This is a genomic window from Alistipes onderdonkii (assembly GCF_025145285.1).
GTDB lineage: Bacteria > Bacteroidota > Bacteroidia > Bacteroidales > Rikenellaceae > Alistipes > Alistipes onderdonkii.
Window position 1 is genome coordinate 1267723 of sequence record NZ_CP102251.1, and the last position, 18151, is coordinate 1285873.

Consider the following 18151-nt stretch of genomic DNA (forward strand, 5'->3'; position numbering starts at 1 on the left):
TAGATTTTAGGTTATATTCATGATTATCATCTTATTATATATTCGGCTACATGGTTTTATGTAAAATTACATCGCGGGAAAGTATTTTCCAAGAGCTACAACACAATTCAATCGAATAATACAATAAAAAGATCACACAATACCAGCAAATCAATCCATACATATTCCATTTCATCATTTTTAATAATATTTAAGATTCAGACAACACACTTTTCAGGGCTTTTTCATGCCTGGAAAAAGCGTCGAATTAATACGATTCGATCAAACTTTTTTGCTTTTCGAACCTTTCTATTGCAGGCTCGGACAAAACAATAATTTTGTTTTCGGCATATACGACACCCGATCAATCCAATCAAAAACCAACCTATATGCGAAGAAAACTCTACTATCTGACCGCAGGCCTCGCCGCCGCCCTCCTTTTAACCGTTGCCTGCAGTTCCGATGACCCGGCCGAAAAGCCTGTACCGGAACCCGCAACCCTGACAGCCCCCGCACTGACCCTCTCGGCCGACGCCGTGCGAATTGACCCGGAGCATTCCGACCAGCTCGCCCTGCATGCCGAATGGACCGCCGCGACCGATGACGAGCAAACAGAGGTCGCCTACACGCTTTACGTCAACCTGACCGACCGCGACATGTTCTCCGATCCGGTCATCATCGACAAGGGCACGGCCCTGACGCACGACTTCACACACGGCGAGCTGAATCAGCTGCTTCTCAACACCTTCGATCTTGAAGCCGGCACCGAAGTGCCGGTGCGGTTCGCCGTATATGCGAAAAACGCGGACGAAGAGTTCGACGCACAGCTGTCGGAGATCAGGAGCTGCGAAATAACGCCGAAGACGACCTATCCGAACTTCCCGCCCTCGCTGATCATGGTGGGCGCAGCCACTCCGTGGCAATGGGATCTGAACGCAGGTCTCGAACTGCCCGAGAGCAGCGAAGGCTCCCGCCTGTATCTGGCATCGGATGTCGAACTGCACGTGCAGCCCATGAGTCTGAACAACGGCTTCAAGTTCTACTTCTCGCGCAATATCAACGACACGGACGACCCCCGTTTCGCCGCACAGGATCTTTCGGCGGAGACGTTCGGAAAGATCGCCGTATATAAAAGCGGAGAGGCGCAGTTCCAGCCGGGATCATTCGGCTACGAGAACGGCATGTACGACATTGAAGTAAACCTCAACACGAAGATGCTCACCCTCACCCGCACGGGCGACCTGCCCGAAACGCCGTTCCCCGAACAGCTGTACCTGCTCGGCGACTGCTTCACATGGGGCTGGACGTGGGACGGCACACAGCTCACCAAAGCCGAGGAGGGAATCTACCGCGGTCAGAATATCGACATGACGTTCGGCGACAACGGCGATGTGGGCTTCAAGATGTTCACCGAACGCGACAATTGGAGCGTCTACTACGCCATGACCGACGATGCGACTGCCGATGACATCTCGCTGCAGCTGGTTACCGATACAGATGCGCCGCAGGTATACCCCGGCAAACTCGGCTACGGCAAGGGCGTATACGACATCGAGGTAAACCTCAACACAATGAAGATGACCCTCACCTCGAAAAGCATCGACTACTCGACCGCCTATTCGATGACCGGCGAAGCCACTCCGGGCGGTTGGGACAGCCGCACGTACCTGCCCAAGAAGGGCGATAACGAATGGGAAGCCACGGGTATCGCCATGAATTTCGACGGCGATTACAAGGGATTCAAGATATTCGCTTCGTCCGACGGCTGGTGGCCTTGGTACGGACAGACCCCCGACGCACCGTTCGGCACGGTGATCCGCATCGAAGATCAGGCCGCAAGCGATGCCAAGGGCGACCCGCAGTTCTATCCGTCGCGCTTCGGGTATACGTCGGGCACCTACACCATCAACCTGAACCTGAACACGATGACCCTTACCCTCACTAAAGAGAATTAGTCATGTACAAACAAACTCTCAAGGCAATTATGGCATTACTCTTTTCGGGATCGGCGACAATCGGATTGGCCGGCAATGACACGATGCTGCTTCACTCCGGCTGGAAGTTCAGACAGGCGGGCCACAGCGAATGGCATCCAGCGACAGTACCGGGCGTAGTACACACCGACCTGATGGACAACGGGCTGATCGAGGATCCCTACTACCGGCTCAACGAACGTTCCCTGCAATGGATCGACAAGGAAGACTGGATCTATGAAGTCTCCTTCGACGCCGGCGCACTGACGCGCGGCTACGAACACATCCGGCTGGAATTCCTCGGTCTGGACACCTATGCCGACGTCTTCCTGAACGAAACGCAGATACTGACGGCGGACAACATGTTCCGCCGCTGGGCCGCAGAAGTCAAACCCCTGCTCAAGGAGCGTGGCAACGTGCTGCGCATCTATTTCCACTCCCCGATCAAAAAGGCCCTGCCGCAGTACGAATCCCTCCCCTACCGTTACGAGGCTTGGAACGATCAGGCGGACAACGGGGGACTTGCCGGGAAAAAGCTCAGCCCTTTCACCCGGAAGGCGGGCTATCATTACGGCTGGGACTGGGGGCCGCGGCTGGTTACATCGGGCATCTGGCGTCCGGTAAAACTGCAGGGTTGGAACAGCCTGCGTCTGGAAGACGTATTCCATCACCAGCACGAAGTCTCGCAGGAAACCGCCCGTGTGGAGACACAGGTGGAGATCGAAGCGGCGGCACCCGTCGAAAACGCTGTCATCACCGTCTCCGACGGCAAACGGGTGCTCGGTTCGCGCAGCGTGCAACTTCACGTCGGCATGAATCGGGTCAGCGTGCCGTTCACAATCGACAACCCCAAACTATGGTGGTGCCGTGGCATGGGCGAATCGGACCTCTATACTTTCCGTACCGCCGTAGAGCAGGGCGGCCGCGTGCTGGCCGAACACAGCACACAGGTCGGACTGCGCTCCGTCACCGTCGAAAAGAAACCCGACGCCTACGGACGCAGCCTGCGGTTCCTGCTCAACGGCGAACCCGTCTTCTGCAAAGGCGCCAACTACATACCCTGCGACTGCTTCCTGCCCCGCATCACTCCCGAAACCTACGAGCGCACGATCCAGGACGCGGTCGACGTCAATATGAACATGCTCCGGGTCTGGGGCGGCGGCATCTACGAAGACGACTATTTCTATGAGCTTTGCGACCGTCAGGGCATCCTGATCTGGCAGGATTTCATGTACGCCTGTGCGGTCTACCCGGCCGAAGGGGCGTTGCTGGAGAACATGCGCATGGAAGCCATCGACAACGTCAAGCGTCTGCGCAACCACCCCTGCGTGGTCTACTGGTGCGGCAACAACGAGAATCAGGATTCGTGGCTGAGCGGCTGGAAGTACGACGTCGACAAAGTCGATCCGAAATATTCCGGCATCATCTGGAAACAGTACGAGGAGCAGTATTACCGCATGCTGGCCAAGGTGGTTGCCGAATATGCGCCCGGCATGGGTTACCAGCCTACCTCGCCCTTCTCTGACTACGGAGCGATGAGCAACGACCACGAGGGCGACCGACACTACTGGGAAGTATGGCACGCAAAAAAGCCCATCGCCGAGTACAACCGCCAGCGCAGCCGTTTCTTCAGCGAATACGGTTTCCAGTCGTTCCCGTGTTTCGAAACGGTGAAGCGCTACGCACCGCTGCCCGAAGACCAAGATATCTCATCGGAAGTCATGATGTCCCACCAGCGGGGCGGCGAACACGCCAACAACCTGATAAAAAGCTACCTGCTGAACGAATACCACGAACCGCGCGATTTCGAATCGTTCCTCTACGCCTCCCAGATATTGCAGGGCGACGCCATCAAAACGGCGATCGAAGCGCACCGGCGCGACAAAGGCTACTGTTGGGGATCGCTCTACTGGCAGCATAACGACTGCTGGCCGGTAGCTTCGTGGTCGAGCCGCGACTGGTACGGCGTATGGAAGGCGCAGCACTATTTCGCCCGCTACGCATTCGCGGACATACTGATATCCCCGATTCTCGACGGCGGACGGCTCGACATCTACGCCGTTTCCGACCTGCTCTCCCCGGAAAAGGGCACCTTGTGCATCCGGACGGTGCGTCTCACGGGTGGCCCAACCGGAGATTTCGAACAGGAAATCACGATCCCGGCCAACGCCAGCACGAAAGTCGCATCCATCGACACGCAGGCGCTGTTGAACGGAGCCGCTCCGGAGGACGTCGTCATTCAGGCAACATTTACCGCTGCGGGGAAAACATACCGCAATAACTACTTCCTCGTACAGCAGAAAATGATGAATTATCCGAAAACGACCCTGCATTGCAAGATCGCCCGGATCGGCACGGGATACGACGTCACCGTCCGATCGGATAATTTCGCCCGGGGCGTTTACCTGTCGGTCGAAGGAGAAACGGTGCACTTCTCCGACAACTTCTTCGACCTCATGCCGGGCGAAACACGCACCGTCCGCGTGGCATCGAAACTGAACGCCAAAGAACTCGCGCGACGCCTGAAATCGATGTCGCTGGCCGACACCTATTAACCCCGAAAAACATATCCCCATGAAAAAGATACTTATCGTCATGTCAGTCGCCGCAGGCCTCGCCAGCTGCCGTCCGCAGAACCCCGATGTGCCGGCCGTGCGGGAGTTTATCCGCAACAACTGGCACACGACCGTCCAGCACTGCACGACCGACACCGCCACCCTCATCGGCCTGCCTCATCCCTACACGGTTCCCACGGCCGGAGCAATGTTCCGTGAGATGTACTATTGGGATACCTTCTTCACCAACGAAGGACTCGTCCGGGACGGCCATCCCGAGCTGGCCAAAGGTAATACCGACAACCTGCTCCATATGGTTCGCCGTTTCGGCAAGGTCTACAACGGCAGCCGAACTTATTACGAAGCGCGGTCGCAGACGCCCTATCTCTCCATGATGGTCGATCGTATCTACCGATTGACCGGCGACAAGCAGTGGCTTGCCGACGCATACGAAACCCTGAAGGACGAATACGGATTCTGGATGCGGGAACGCCTGACACCCACCGGGCTGAACCGCTACGGAAGTTCCGCATCGGACGCTTTGGTCGACGAATTTCTGGTCACCGGCAGCAAACGCCTCGGAACCGATCTCTTCGACAAAGGTTACACCCCCGAACGGCTGCACAAACTGGGTCTCGACTTCGTCGCCGAAGCCGAATCCGGATGGGACTTCAACCCGCGCTACGACCGCCGGTGCACGGATTTCTGTCCGTTGGATCTTAACGCCAACCTGTTCATGTACGAAGTGAACTTCGCCCGTTTCGCGCAGGAGCTGGGCCGGACGGAAGAGATGCGGGAATGGATCGCAAAAGCAGAGCTTCGCCGGGCACGGATACTCGAATACTGCTACGACCCCGAAGCGAAACAGTTCTACGACTACGACTATGTCAACGGCCGACGATCCGACGTGCTTTCGGGAGCAGTCTTCGCGCTCCTCTACTCAGGTGCCGTACCCCGAGAATATGCCGGACACATCGTGCAGGTACTCCTACGGCTCGAATTCCCCTACGGCATCGCCGCCTGCGAGGACAAACCCTACGACTATCCCTATCAGTGGTCTTATCCCAACACGTGGCCCCCGGTCTGCTTCTATACGGTAATGGGATTGGCACGCTACGGATACGGCGAGGAGGCCGAACGCATCGCCGTCAAATGGATGAAAGCGGTCACCGAATCGTTCAAAACGACAGGCAACCTGTGGGAAAAGTACAACGTGGAAACGGGAACTACCGATGTCAGCAACGAATACGAGATGCCCGCGATGCTGGGCTGGACCGCCGGCACCTTCATCTGTCTGGATGACTATCTGGCCGGGGAGATGCAGCCCGACCCGCTGCCCACAGAATACATGAGCTACTGACAACCAACAAAATAACAACCCTATGAAACCAAACTTACGAACCAACTTGGGCCGGTTCCTGCTGGGAACCATTCTACTCCTGGCCACCGGGACGGTCTGGGCCCAGCCCCAGAACATCCGGGGAAAAATCACGGATTCGTCCGGGCAGCCCGTTGTGGGGGCCAGCGTCATCGTCAAAGGGACGACCAACGGCACCTCCGCCAAAGCCGACGGAACGTTCGAACTCAACGCCGCAAAAGGGACTACCCTGCAAATTACGATGCTCGGCTACAAAACGGCGGAAAAGGACGTCACCACGGCGACCTTCTATCCGATCACGCTCGAAGACGATTCGAAACTCGTGGACGAGGTGGTCGTGGTCGGCTACGGTGCCGTAAAGAAAAGCGACCTCACCGGTTCGGTGGCTTCCGTCAAAATGGGCGCGCTCGACAACCTCTCCTCCACTTCGGTCGACGGCCTGCTTCAGGGCCGGGCCGCAGGTCTTCAGGTGCTGAATACCTCGCAGGATCCGGGTGCGGGAGCGATCGTCCGTATCCGCGGCAACAGCTCGCTCGAAGGTTCCAACACTCCGCTTGTCGTAGTCAACGGCTTCCCGATGGGCGATGCGGGCAACCTCTCGCAGATCAACGTCTCGGACATCGAATCGATCGAGATTCTGAAGGACGCTTCGGCATCGGCAATCTACGGATCGCGGGGTGCCAACGGCGTGATCCTCGTCACGACCAAGTCGGCCGCGAAAGGACAGACCAACATTTCGGTCAAGCACCAGACGGTCATCAGCCAGCTCTCCGACCCGCTCGACATCTGGTACGACCCGATGCTCATGGCTCAGGTCACCAACGAGGAGCAGGTAAACGCCGGACTCAACCCCATTTACATCGGGCAGACCATAGGCGGCATCTATTATCCCTCGCTGCTCGAAATACAGAATGGCGAATGGGCCAATACCAATTGGCGCGACCTCTGCCTGAGAACCCCCGTCCTGAACAGCACGACGGCAGCCATCAGCAGCGCCAACGACCGCGCCTCGATCAACCTCAACGTCAACTACCACAACAATCAGGGATTGTACAAAAAAGATTCCTACGAGCGTATCAATGCCAACCTCGGTGTCACCTACAACCTCTACAAGAACCTGAAACTGACCTCCTACAACGTCCTCTCCATCACCAACCGCAACATCAGCAACGGACTCGAATACGGCCGCAATCCCCTTTGGCCCGTCTACGACAAGGAAGGCAACTACTATCTTGCCGGGGCGCAGGACTTCGGCCATCCGCTGGTCATTCTGGATAACGTGCTGAACAAAACCACCGGCCGGGACTTCGTCACCTCGCTGGCCGTAGACTGGGAACTGGTCAAGGGGCTGACGATCCACTCGCAGCTGGACTACCGCTACCAGACCTCGGTCGGCGACGTGTACCGCGCCAGTAATACTTCGCAGGATGCCAACGACAACGGCGGCATCGCCCAGATCAACAATTCGTTCAACCAGAACCTCATGTCGGAAACCTACCTGACGTTCAGCCGTACGTTCAACGAGAATCACTCTCTGACTGTCATGGCCGGCCATTCCTACAACTGGGACACGGGCCGCGGACTCTACACGACCGCCCGTGGATTCGTCAACGACGTTCTCAAGAACGAAAACATGAACGCCGGCAACCCCAACCTGCGCCAGATATACAACGACGGGTATTACCTGAGCAAACTGCTCTCCTTCTACGGGCGTATTAACTACTCGCTCAAGGACAAATACCTGCTGACGGCCACGATGCGCGCCGACGGCTCGACGAAATTCGGCAAAAACAACAAGTGGGGCTACTTCCCTTCGGGCGCTGTCAGTTGGAAAATGCACAACGAGCCGTGGCTCAAACAATCGCGCTGGCTGAGCGAACTGAAGCTGCGGTTGAGCTACGGAGCCTCTGGTAATCAAGGTATCAGCAGCTATCAGACCCTCGACCGCTACGGCATGGAAAAATTCTGGCACAACGGCGAGTGGGCGACCGTGATTGGTCCCGGCTACGAGGTAGGACGCACCGGCGCAAACGACCGGTACATGGTATGGGGCGGCATCGCCAATCCGGATCTGAAATGGGAATCGACCTCGCAGCTCGATTTCGGCGTCGATTTCGCAGCCTTCGACCGGCGCCTGCGGCTGACCGCCGACGTCTATTACAAAAAGACCACCGACCTGCTGCGTGAAAAATACCTGCCCCTGTCGTCGAGCTACGACAAAATATGGGTCAACGACGGCGAAGTGACGAATAAAGGTTTCGAAGTGAGCCTCGAAGGCGACATCGTCCACACTAGGGACTGGAGTTTCTCGGCCACATTCATCTACTCGATGAACCGCAACAAGGTCGTAAGCTTGGGCGATGCCATTTCGAGCGGTCTCTCGCAGGATTACCTGACGGGTATGTACTACGAAGTGACCGGACAGCCGGTCTCCATGTTCAACCAGAACGCCAGCATCTATGCGGTGGGCCACCCGATGAACGTATTCTACGGCTACCGTGTCGACGGAATCATTCAGGAGGGACAGGATCCCGGATTCATCGACCCCGACGGGCTGAAAGACCGCCCCGGCGAGCTGAAATACGTAGACCTGACGGGCGACTATGCCATCACCCCCGAGGATCGGTGCATTATCGGCGACCCGAATCCCGATTTCACGGCCAGTCTGAACCTCTCGCTGCGCTGGAAGAACCTCGACCTCTCCGTATTCCTCTACGGCGTCTACGGCAACGACGTGCTGTACAACAACTATACGTTCAGCCCGCGCGTCAAGGCCAAACGGTGGACTCCGGACAATCCGACCAACGATTTCCCGCGGCTGAACAACGCCCGGCAATACTGGCTGTCGGACTACTTCCTTCAGGACGGCTCGTTCCTGCGCATCCAGAACATCACCCTCGGTTACAATCTCCATTTCAACCGCAGGATCCTCAAGGGCATGCGCATCTACGCCAACATAGACAACGTACACACCTTCAGCAAATTCGACGGGTACGACCCCGAAGTGGGACTCGACGGCATTTACTGGGGCGGATATCCTAAACTCCGCAAATACACCGTCGGAATCGACCTTAACTTCTAATTCAGACAAGCCATGAAAAAGATCATATTCACGCTCGCTGCGGTTTGCATGCTTTCGGCCTGCTCTCTGGACGAGACCCCCTACGGCTTCTATTCGAGCGACAACTTCTACAAAACGGAAGAGGATGCCGAATCGGGCCTTATGTACGCCTACAATGCGTTGAACTACCTCGAATACCTCCGCGGAATCTGGTATCTGGGCGACATCCCGACCGAAACGATGTATCCCAAATCGGACGAGCCGGGCGACATTCACATGCTGCAACAATGGACCGTCAATTCGGAAACAGAACTGACGATGTACTACTTCAAATACTGCTACATAGGCATCAACCGCGCCAATACGGTCATCGACCGCGTTTCGGGAGGCAATCTGAACGAGACGGTGAAAAACCGCGTGGTCGGCGAGGCCCTGTTTCTGAGGGCGTGGAACTATTTCAACCTCGTCCGGGCATACGGCCGGGTTCCGCTCTACACCGAACCGATCGCATCGCTCGACCAGACTACGCCCCAAATGGCCGCATCTATCGACAAGATCTACGAACGTATTCTGGAGGATCTGATTGCGGCTGAAAAGATGCTCACAGTAAACAAGGTGTTCGGCCGCATCGACAAGGTCGGTGCGCAGGCCCTGCTCTCGAAAGTCTACCTGACGCTCGCATCGAGCATCGCAAGCGAAGCGCCCGGTTACGCCTCGGCGCCGCACAATCCCGACGAAATGTACACGCAGGCCGCCTACTGGTCGCGTAAGGTGGTATTCGACTATAAGGAGACGTACAACTTCGACAACGACCTGCGCAGCATCTACGACGTTACGAAACCCGACGGGCCGGAACACATCTTCATCATGGGTATCGACCGCAGCGGCACGCACGAAGGCATGTATTCGAAAATCCCGCTCCAGTTCCTGCCCAACAACGGCTCCGCGCCGATCTACATTCGCTACAGCGACGGAAGCCTCCAGAAGGGCAACGGCAACGGCTGGGGCGTTTTCCTGATCGAGGACAACTTCGTCGAGAAGACGTTCCTTGCCACGGACAAACGACGCACTGAACTGATCCACAAGGACATTTACGACCAAACCGGCAAACTCGTCACCCCCTCCCCGGTACGCGGCTACTTTTCGGCCAAATACGTCGATCCCGACTTCATCGGCGAACGTACCAGCGCCCGTCCCTTCCTGATCCGCTACTCGGATATCGCACTCGTCTTCGCCGAAGCGGCAGGTCCCGACGAAGGACTGGCTCTGGTCAACGAAATCCGCCGGCGCGCCGGAATCCCGGATCTGCCGGAAGGGATGAGTCTTTCCGAATTCCGCAAAGCCGTGATTCAGGAGCGCACCCTCGAACTGGCGTTCGAAGGCAACCGTCTCTACGACCTGCGCCGCACGGCATCGGTCACCACTACGGTTCCCGAGGCCACGAAACTCTCCGAAGAGCAGGCGGCCTTCTACCCGATCCCGCAGCGCGAACTCGATTTGAATCCGAACGTTAAATAGACACTACGAAGATGAAAAACTACCTCATACCGACCGCCCTTCTGTTTATCATGGCCCTATCGTCGTGTACGAAGACCATCGACGAAGACCTTTCCGGCAACGAACGCTCACTGCTCGAACTGCGTGTCGAAGGACAGATGGGAACCGCCATCATCGACCGCGACGGCAGCCGGGCCACCGCAACGGTCTATATCCTCGAAACTCCCGGCTTCGCCTACGACCGGGTACCTGTCAAAGGAATCGTCGTATCGAACGGCGCCAGTGCCAGCGTAGGGATCGGCGACGTGCTCAATTTCAGTAACCCCGAACGCCGTGCCCGCATCACCGTGACCTCACAGTCGGGACACACGCTCGACTGGTGGATCTATCTCGAAACCTACGATCCGTTCTTCCTCGGCACATGGCGCATCGTCGATGTCAAGCTGGCGTGCAACCAGCGGGTCAGCGGCGTCGGCGACGGAGCTTGGACGACGCAGCTCAGCAGCGGCGAGTTCGGCACCTACGGACTTCCCGAATACGACGACCGGGTGACGATCACGCTCGGCGAGATTTCCGACAACGAACTCACCGGAACGCTCGTCCATTCGGCCGGCGACGACGGGGCATACGGCAATTTCTGGGGTGTCTACGCCCCTTACAGCGTCGAATCCCCGCTGGACATGAACCCGCGTCTGCGTCACCTGCTTCCGCCGGGCGAATCGCAGTGGACTCTCGACCTGACCACGAACCAGATGAAAATCACGCAGAACAACGTCTCTTCCACCATGATCTTCGGCACGGAAGGCAGCAACAGGCTTTTCCGCTTCCTGCTGCCCAGCGCCGCCGGAGAACCGGGACGTGATTCGTTCTACGACAACATGTGGCGCAGTTCGACGGAACTGTTTTACGTCATGTACAAAGTCGGCGACTGACCGCCGCGCAAAGAAAGAAACGGAGACTGCTTTCGAAAGCAGTCTCCGTTTCTTTTCGATCCGAGCATTTCCGGCTTTGGAACCGATTGCCCGAGCAATTCAATTTACTTGATGCGCTCGTAATACTCGCGGGTGCGGGTGTCGACGCGGATCTTGTCGCCCGTGTTGATGAACAGAGGCACGCGAACCGTCGCACCGGTGTTGACCGTAGCGGGTTTGAGCGAGTTGGTCGAAGCGGTGTCCCCCTTTATGCCCGGCTCGGTATAGGTCACCTCCATGTCCACGATCGGGGGAAGCTCGGCCGAAAGCACGGTCTCCTTCTCGGTGTGGAACATCACCTCCACGATCTGGCCGTCGGCCATCAGGTCGTAGTTGGTGATCAGGTTCTTGTCGATGTTGATCTCCTCGAAAGTCTCGGTGTGCATGAAATGCGCCCCCAGGTCATCCTCGTAGGTGAACTGGTAGGGACGGCGTTCCACGCGTACGGGTTCGATCTTCGCCCCTGCCGAGAACGTATTGTCCAGCACGCGGCCTGATTCGAGGTTCTTGAGTTTGGTTCGTACGAAAGCGGGGCCTTTGCCCGGCTTCACATGCTGGAAATCCACGATTTGAAAGGTCTTGCCATCCATTTCGATGCACATACCGATCTTGATGTCAGCTGTAGTTGCCATAAGGTATTGTTTTGAATTGATTTTTTCGTGGGCGCAAAGTTATGAAAAAAATCCGGAATATCCTATTTCCCCCATTCATAGCGCTGTATATCGACCCCGAGCAATGCTGCGGCGCGGTCGGCGACCGTACCGCACAGCTCCTCGATGCCCTGCGGCGCGGCATAGAACGACGGCGATGCGGGCAGGATCACCGCCCCGGCCTCGGTCAGCGCCGCCATGTTGCGCAGGTGTATGAGCGACAGGGGCGTTTCGCGTACGACGAACACCAGCCGGCGCCGCTCCTTGAGCATCACGTCGGCGGCCCGCTCGATCAGGCTCTGCGCCGTACCGGCGGCCACACGCCCCACGGTACCTACCGTCGACGGCACGACCGCCATGCCGTCGTAACGCGCCGAGCCGCTCGCCGGAGGGGCGAACATGTCGTCGTTCGCATATTCGCGGATGCGCGCGTCCACGGGCAGCGACACTCCCTCGTGCGCCATCACCTCGCGGGCGTGGCGGCTGCACACGAGCGCGATCTCCGACACGCACGGCGAGGCGAGCAGCCGTTCTATCGTCAGGCGGGCATAGATGGCGCCGCTGGCGGCGGTTATGGCGACGACGAACCTCATGTCAGAATTCGATGGCTTTGCATTTGAGCCCCATCTGCCGGATCTTCTCCAGCGTGCGGGGCAGGGCGTAACGCATGTTGCGGAACGCTTTTTCGCTGTCGTGGAATACCACGATGGCCCCCGGGGCAAGGTATTTAGTCACGTTCCGCAGGCAGGTGCGGGGCGAGAGCTTACGGTTGTAGTCGCGCGAGATGATGTCCCACATCACCAGCTTGTAGCGCTGCCCCAGGAAACGCGCCTGCGCCGGGGTGATCCGCGCATACGGAGGCCGGAACAGTTCGCTGTGAACCAGATCGTTGGCAAAATCCACATCCTCCGTGTAGCGTTCGAGGCTCATCCCCCATCCCTTCTGGTGCGAGTAGGTGTGGTTGCCGACCCTGTGCCCGGCATCGAGGATGCGCTGGTAAAGGTCGGGGTACATTTCGACATTCTTGCCCAGCACGAAGAACGTGGCTTTGGCATCGTACTTGTCCAGCGTGGAGAGTATCCACTCCGTGACACCGGGCGTGGGGCCGTCGTCAAAGGTGAGGAACACGCCGTCCTGGTCGTCGATCTCCCAGATCAGATCCGGCATCAGGCGCCGGATTATTTTCGGTGGTTTTAAACGCATGGCTGCTTATTCCAGGCAAAAATAGTGAAATTCCGCGCTTTTCCGAAAAATATAACTATATTTGTAGTAGATTCAATTCCAGACCGGCTATGAAAACTATCTTCCGTATCGCGCTGGCCGCGGCCGTCGTCGCAACGATGGCAGGTTGCAAAGCATTCAGGACACTGACCGATTCGCGGCTCAAAACCGCACAAGGCGCCCCCTACGAGCTGATCGTCGTCTGCCCGCAGCAGGAGTGGACAGGCGAGGTGGGCGATACGCTGCGCGCGATATTCACGGCACCGATCCCCTACCTCAACCAGACCGAACCGTTGTTCGACGTGCTGCGCGTCACCGAACGCGGGTTCACGGGCATGGTCGCCGACCACCGCAACATCCTCAAGGTACTCAAAGACCCCACGCTCACCGAGTCCAGCGTCGCCGTCCAGTACAACGTGACGTCCGACCCCCAGATCGTGATGACGCTCATGGGGCCCAACGACAAGTCGATCACGGCGTTCCTCTCGGCCAACCGCGGGAACATCGTCCTCGCCCTCGAAAATGCCGAGCGCGACCGCGCCATCAAATACGCGGAGAAATTCAACGAGAAGGGCATACACGACGCCGTCCTGAAAAACTTCGGGGTCGAGATGAACGTACCGAAAGGCTATGCGCTGGCTGCGAACGAACCCGATTTCCTGTGGGCGCGCTACGAATACCCCACGGCCAGCCAGGGCTTCTTCATCTACTCTTACCCCTACGAGGGCAAGGAGTCGCTTTCGCCCGGGGCGCTGCTCGCCGCCCGCAACAAGTTCGCCGCCCGCATTCCCGGCCCGTCGGACGGTTCATACATGACCACCTCCGACGCCTTCGCGCCCGATTTCCGCATGTTCCGCATGGAGGGGCGCCTCTGGTGCGAGATGCGCGGCTTCTGGGACGTGCACGGCGATTTCATGGGCGGCCCGTTCGTAAGCTACACGACCGTCGACACGGCGACCAACCGCGTCTTCACGCTCGACTGCTACATCTACTCGCCCAAAAACCCCAAACGCAATTACATGCGCGGCGTGGAGCACCTGCTCTACCTGGTAAAATTCCCCGCCGCGGAAGCCCCGCAGGAAGAGCAGCGGCAATAGAGCCCGCCCGGCAGCGGTTCGCACCGAAGGAGAAACCCGTATGCAACAAATACTGACATACTTCTTCCTGGTTGTATACTCGATCACGATCCTCGGCATCATTCTGGTCATCATCACCGAAAACCGGAATCCGCTGAAGACCCTGCCGTGGATCATCGTACTGGTACTGGCCCCCGTGGTCGGGCTGGTCTTCTATTTCTTCTTCGGGCAGAACCTCTCCAAGCAGCGCATCATTTCGCGCCGCACCCGCAAGCGCATCACCATGCAGCTCGAAGAGCCCGAACACACCGAAGGCCCCGGCATCCCGCCCCGCTACCGGCCGCTCGCCTCGCTGCTGCTCAATACGCTGCACTCCGTACCGCTCTACGGCAGTCGCATCGCCGTCTATACCGACGGAAAGTCGAAGATGGAGGCGCTGATGGAGGAGATCGCCCGCGCACGGCACCACATCCATATCCAGTATTACATCCTCAACGACGACCAGACGGGTTGCCGCCTGCGGGATGCCCTGGTCGCAAAGGCGCGCGAGGGCGTCCGGGTTCGCATCCTCTACGACGACGTAGGCAGCCGGGGTGCAAAGAACTCCTTTTTCAAAGGGATGCGCGACGCCGGGATCGAAGTATACGCCTTCCTGCACGTCAAATTTCCGCTCTTCACCAGCAAGGTCAATTACCGCAACCACCGCAAGATCGTCGTGATAGACGGCCGCGTCGGATTCATCGGCGGCATGAACATCGCCGACCGCTATGTCCGCGGCACGCAATGGGGCACATGGCGCGACACCCATTTCCGCATCGAAGGCAGCGGTGCCGCCGGGCTCCAGGCCTCGTTTCTGAGCGACTGGTCGGCGACTACGAAAACGCATATTTCGGGGCCGGACTACTACCCGCCCGCCGGACACTTCACCGACGACATCCTGCAAATCGCCCCCAGCGGCCCGTTCGGCAAGTGGCGCGCCCTGCTGCAGGCCGACAGTTACGCCATCGCCCGCGCCCGGCAGCGGATCTGGATCCAAACCCCCTACTACCTGCCTTCGGACGTACTCAACACGGCACTGCACGAGGCTGCGCTCGCAGGCATCGACGTACACCTGATGCTCCCGGCCCGTTCCGACTCGAAAGTCGTCGACCTTGCGACCCACTCCTACCTGGACGACATGATGAAGGCGGGGGTGAAAATTTCGTTCTACACCCCGGGGTTCCTGCACTCCAAACTGCTGATCATCGACGACATGCTCTCGGTGATCGGCTCCGCGAACATGGATTTCCGCAGCTTCGAGCACAATTTCGAGATCAACGCCTTCGTCTACGACCGCGAATTCGCAAGCCGCATGGCCGCCATATTCGAAGACGACCTGGCACACTGCCATACCGTCACCCCCGGCGAATGGTTCACCCGCCCGCGCACCCGCCGCGTCGCGGAATCGCTTATGCGCGTCTTTTCGCCGCTGCTGTAAATTTCCGACGCGGCCGGCCGCCCCTGCCTGCCGACAAGGCCGCCCGTTCCCGCCAATCGTCCGCCCTCCGCCGCCAAACAAAAGAGAGGATGCCTGCCAAGTCTTTCACCCACCGCGAATCGCATATCCGGGAACACGCCCGCAAGCTGTGCGAATAAAATGAGGCTGCCCGGCAAGTCGCAGGCAGCCCCTTTTCCACATGCCGCACGGCGGCTATTCGTATCCTTCGGCCTGCAGTTCCCGCTGCAATTCGGTCATGATCTCCTGTCCCAGCGCCGCACCGGCGGACATGCTCTCCTGCATGATCGCAGGGGTCGCACCGACCGCCTTCCGCATGACCGGCTTGGCGTAAAGGGCATTCAGCTCACGCAGATCGGCGAGCGTCAGGTATTTGGAATAGATCGGCACATAGATATCGACCATGCGGGCGCGCATCTTCTCATTGAATTTCGAGATTATCTTCTCCCAGACGGCTTCCGAAACCGACGGGGCGGAGGTCTTCAGGTACCCGATCATCTGGGTCACGACCACATCGGCATTCCGGAGCGCCCCGGTCAGCTCCATCATCTCGGCGACCGCATCGCGGTATTCGTCCGACTGCGCACGGGCAGGCAGCGCCGCGGCAAACACGGCGCACATGGCAAGGCAAAGGATTTTTTTCATCGGTATGGGGTTTAGGTTGGGTGTCAGATCTCCACGATCCCCTTGCGGATGGCATAGACGACCAGGCTGGCGGTGTTTTTACAGCCGGTCTTTTCGAGGATATTGGCGCGGTGCTTGTCGACCGTACGTTTCGAGATGAACAGTTCGTCGGCGATCTCCTGGTTCGACAGGCCGCGGCATACGGCCACCAGGATTTCGCGTTCGCGGGCCGAAAGCTCCTCGTCGGGGACGTCCTCGCGCGTACGCATACGCCCCGCGAGCGACGACAGGAGCTGCGGGCTGAAATAGCTGCCCCCCGCCATCACCGTGTCGATGGCCTCGACCACGTCGCCGATGTCCGAGTCCTTGAGCAGGAAACCCCGTGCCCCGGCCTGCACCATGCGCGTATAGTAGCTCTCCTCGCCGAACATCGAAAGGGTGATGATCCTCAGGTCGGGACGCCGCGCCAGCGCCCGCTCGGTGGCCTGCGCGCCGTCGATACCGGGCATGGCGAAATCCATGAAAACGATGTCGGCCTCCAACTCCGGCAGCATGGCGAGGAACTCCTCGCCGCTGGCCGCCTCGCCCACCACGCGGCACCCGGCGCAATGCTCCAGCAGCCCCCTGAGCCCGTTGCGGAAAAGCGAATGGTCGTCTACAAGTACTATCGTGCGTTCCATATCATTTGCGTTTGCGGCGGCGAAGCCTCTGCGATGCCTGCTCCTCCTGCGTATTGACACGGATCGCGGCGCGCATCCCCCGGCCCTTGGCGCTGGCGATGTCGAACACGCCGCCCAGCGAATTGATGCGCGACGAGATGTTCGAAAGCCCCATGCCGCAGTCCATCATGGCCTGCGGATTGAACCCCCGCCCGTCGTCCGTATAGTCCAGTGCCAGTTCCGTCCCGTTCTGCGACAGCGAAAGGTTGATCGACGAACATGCGGCGTGCTTGAGCGAATTGTTGATCAGCTCGCAGATCACCCGGTAGAGGATCACCTCGACGTCCGTATCGAACCGCTCCGCACGGAGGTTGGTCGTGAAGCGGATTTTCACGTCGTGCATCGCGGCGCTCTTGTCGATGAAGTTCTGCACGCCCCGCGCCAGCCCGAAATCGTTGAGCACGTGGGGCGAAAGGTTGTTCGAAATCTCGCGCAGCGAACGGATCGCCTCGTCGATCACATAGGTCGTATTGTCGATGATCTCCTTCTGCTCGGGGCTGCGTTCGTCGCGTGCCAGTGCCGAAAGCGACATCCTCGCCGACGAGAGCAGCGGCCCCAGCCCGTCGTGCAGTTCCTTCGAGAAACGCGAACGCGCCTTCTCCTCGGTGCGGAGCACGGCCGTGAGGATGCGTTTGTTGAGCAATTGCCGCTGGCGGTTGAGCCTGCCGATGTACTTGAAGAGCTTGTGGGCGTACATCACGCCGATCGACAGACAGATCGAGATCACGATCCCCAGATAGGCGAACCACCACCGGGGGACATACTGCCCGCTGGCCATCAGCAGCTGCACGAACCGCTCGACCGAGAGCAGCGAAAAGCCCACGATGAAGAGAATCCATACCGAATTGTACTTGGTAGCCCGCACCAGTTTGAGGGCATATGCCGTCGCGACCGACTGGATGAGGATGGCGATGACAAGCAGTATCTTAATCAACATAGGCGTCCCGGTTTT

Annotated in this window: 14 protein-coding genes; 8 read left to right on the plus strand and 6 right to left on the minus strand. The window is 58.5% G+C overall.

What is annotated here, in order from left to right:
• Positions 1-368: 368 nt before the first annotated feature.
• Genes NQ559_RS05410 through NQ559_RS05435 form a run of 6 tightly spaced genes read left to right on the plus strand, consistent with a single transcriptional unit; the run spans position 369 to position 11375 of the window.
• Positions 369-1934 carry a SusE domain-containing protein gene (locus NQ559_RS05410; protein ID WP_018696498.1) on the plus strand — a complete coding sequence of 522 codons (1566 nt, stop codon included), beginning with the start codon at positions 369-371 and terminating at the stop codon, positions 1932-1934.
• A gap of 29 nt (positions 1935-1963) precedes the next feature.
• The gene (locus NQ559_RS05415; protein WP_018696499.1) at positions 1964-4507 is read left to right on the plus strand and encodes a beta-mannosidase; all 2544 of its coding nucleotides are present in this window, start codon (positions 1964-1966) and stop codon (positions 4505-4507) included.
• Positions 4508-4526: 19 nt separating this feature from the next.
• The gene (locus tag NQ559_RS05420; RefSeq protein WP_018696500.1) at positions 4527-5867 is read left to right on the plus strand and encodes a trehalase family glycosidase; all 1341 of its coding nucleotides are present in this window, start codon (positions 4527-4529) and stop codon (positions 5865-5867) included.
• A gap of 22 nt (positions 5868-5889) precedes the next feature.
• A complete protein-coding gene (locus tag NQ559_RS05425; RefSeq protein ID WP_026318489.1) occupies positions 5890-8967 on the plus strand; it encodes a SusC/RagA family TonB-linked outer membrane protein in 3078 nt (1025 codons plus the stop codon).
• A 12-nt stretch (positions 8968-8979) separates the two neighbouring features.
• Entirely contained in the window at positions 8980-10464 is a 1485-nt protein-coding gene (locus NQ559_RS05430; RefSeq protein WP_026318490.1) for a RagB/SusD family nutrient uptake outer membrane protein, read from the plus strand.
• 11 nt (positions 10465-10475) lie between these two features.
• Positions 10476-11375: a hypothetical protein gene (locus NQ559_RS05435; protein WP_026318491.1), complete on the plus strand. Its 900-nt coding sequence runs from the start codon at positions 10476-10478 to the stop codon at positions 11373-11375.
• Positions 11376-11479: 104 nt separating this feature from the next.
• On the opposite strand, the gene efp is transcribed toward NQ559_RS05435, so the two are convergent.
• The 3 genes from efp to NQ559_RS05450 all read right to left on the minus strand — a co-directional run bounded on the left by efp (position 11480) and on the right by NQ559_RS05450 (position 13231).
• Positions 11480-12046, minus strand: coding sequence for an elongation factor P (gene efp, locus NQ559_RS05440; RefSeq protein WP_018696504.1), 567 nt, complete (start codon positions 12044-12046; stop codon positions 11480-11482).
• A gap of 62 nt (positions 12047-12108) precedes the next feature.
• The gene (locus tag NQ559_RS05445; protein WP_018696505.1) at positions 12109-12657 is read right to left on the minus strand and encodes a UbiX family flavin prenyltransferase; all 549 of its coding nucleotides are present in this window, start codon (positions 12655-12657) and stop codon (positions 12109-12111) included.
• 1 nt (position 12658) lies between these two features.
• The gene (locus NQ559_RS05450) at positions 12659-13231 is read right to left on the minus strand and encodes a polysaccharide deacetylase family protein (RefSeq protein WP_018696506.1); all 573 of its coding nucleotides are present in this window, start codon (positions 13229-13231) and stop codon (positions 12659-12661) included.
• A gap of 125 nt (positions 13232-13356) precedes the next feature.
• On the opposite strand from NQ559_RS05450, the gene NQ559_RS05455 reads away from it, so the two are divergent.
• Positions 13357-14382, plus strand: coding sequence for a DUF4837 family protein (locus NQ559_RS05455; RefSeq protein ID WP_018696507.1), 1026 nt, complete (start codon positions 13357-13359; stop codon positions 14380-14382).
• 40 nt (positions 14383-14422) lie between these two features.
• On the plus strand, positions 14423-15838 hold the full coding sequence (cls, locus tag NQ559_RS05460; protein ID WP_018696508.1) for a cardiolipin synthase: 1416 nt from the start codon (positions 14423-14425) through the stop codon (positions 15836-15838).
• A gap of 213 nt (positions 15839-16051) precedes the next feature.
• Here cls and NQ559_RS05465 read toward each other — a convergent pair whose 3' ends face one another.
• From NQ559_RS05465 to NQ559_RS05475, 3 genes are read right to left on the minus strand one after another with little or no spacing between them, the layout of a single operon-like run.
• Positions 16052-16501 carry a DUF2059 domain-containing protein gene (locus NQ559_RS05465; protein ID WP_026318493.1) on the minus strand — a complete coding sequence of 150 codons (450 nt, stop codon included), beginning with the start codon at positions 16499-16501 and terminating at the stop codon, positions 16052-16054.
• Between the two features lie 23 nt (positions 16502-16524).
• On the minus strand, positions 16525-17160 hold the full coding sequence (locus NQ559_RS05470; protein WP_018696510.1) for a response regulator: 636 nt from the start codon (positions 17158-17160) through the stop codon (positions 16525-16527).
• A 1-nt stretch (position 17161) separates the two neighbouring features.
• A complete protein-coding gene (locus NQ559_RS05475; protein ID WP_018696511.1) occupies positions 17162-18136 on the minus strand; it encodes a sensor histidine kinase in 975 nt (324 codons plus the stop codon).
• Between the last annotated feature and the right edge of the window lie 15 nt (positions 18137-18151).

Bases quoted from the DNA above. Each gene is read 5' to 3' on its own strand.
- NQ559_RS05410 (WP_018696498.1), top strand. From the start codon at position 369: ATGCGAAGAAAACTCTACTATCTGACCGCAGGCCTCGCCGCCGCCCTC.
- NQ559_RS05415 (WP_018696499.1), top strand. From the start codon at position 1,964: ATGGCATTACTCTTTTCGGGATCGGCGACAATCGGATTGGCCGGCAAT.
- NQ559_RS05420 (WP_018696500.1), top strand. From the start codon at position 4,527: ATGAAAAAGATACTTATCGTCATGTCAGTCGCCGCAGGCCTCGCCAGC.
- NQ559_RS05425 (WP_026318489.1), top strand. From the start codon at position 5,890: ATGAAACCAAACTTACGAACCAACTTGGGCCGGTTCCTGCTGGGAACC.
- NQ559_RS05430 (WP_026318490.1), top strand. From the start codon at position 8,980: ATGAAAAAGATCATATTCACGCTCGCTGCGGTTTGCATGCTTTCGGCC.
- NQ559_RS05435 (WP_026318491.1), top strand. From the start codon at position 10,476: ATGAAAAACTACCTCATACCGACCGCCCTTCTGTTTATCATGGCCCTA.
- efp (WP_018696504.1), bottom strand. From the start codon at position 12,046: ATGGCAACTACAGCTGACATCAAGATCGGTATGTGCATCGAAATGGAT.
- NQ559_RS05445 (WP_018696505.1), bottom strand. From the start codon at position 12,657: ATGAGGTTCGTCGTCGCCATAACCGCCGCCAGCGGCGCCATCTATGCC.
- NQ559_RS05450 (WP_018696506.1), bottom strand. From the start codon at position 13,231: ATGCCGGATCTGATCTGGGAGATCGACGACCAGGACGGCGTGTTCCTC.
- NQ559_RS05455 (WP_018696507.1), top strand. From the start codon at position 13,357: ATGAAAACTATCTTCCGTATCGCGCTGGCCGCGGCCGTCGTCGCAACG.
- cls (WP_018696508.1), top strand. From the start codon at position 14,423: ATGCAACAAATACTGACATACTTCTTCCTGGTTGTATACTCGATCACG.
- NQ559_RS05465 (WP_026318493.1), bottom strand. From the start codon at position 16,501: ATGAAAAAAATCCTTTGCCTTGCCATGTGCGCCGTGTTTGCCGCGGCG.
- NQ559_RS05470 (WP_018696510.1), bottom strand. From the start codon at position 17,160: ATGGAACGCACGATAGTACTTGTAGACGACCATTCGCTTTTCCGCAAC.
- NQ559_RS05475 (WP_018696511.1), bottom strand. From the start codon at position 18,136: ATGTTGATTAAGATACTGCTTGTCATCGCCATCCTCATCCAGTCGGTC.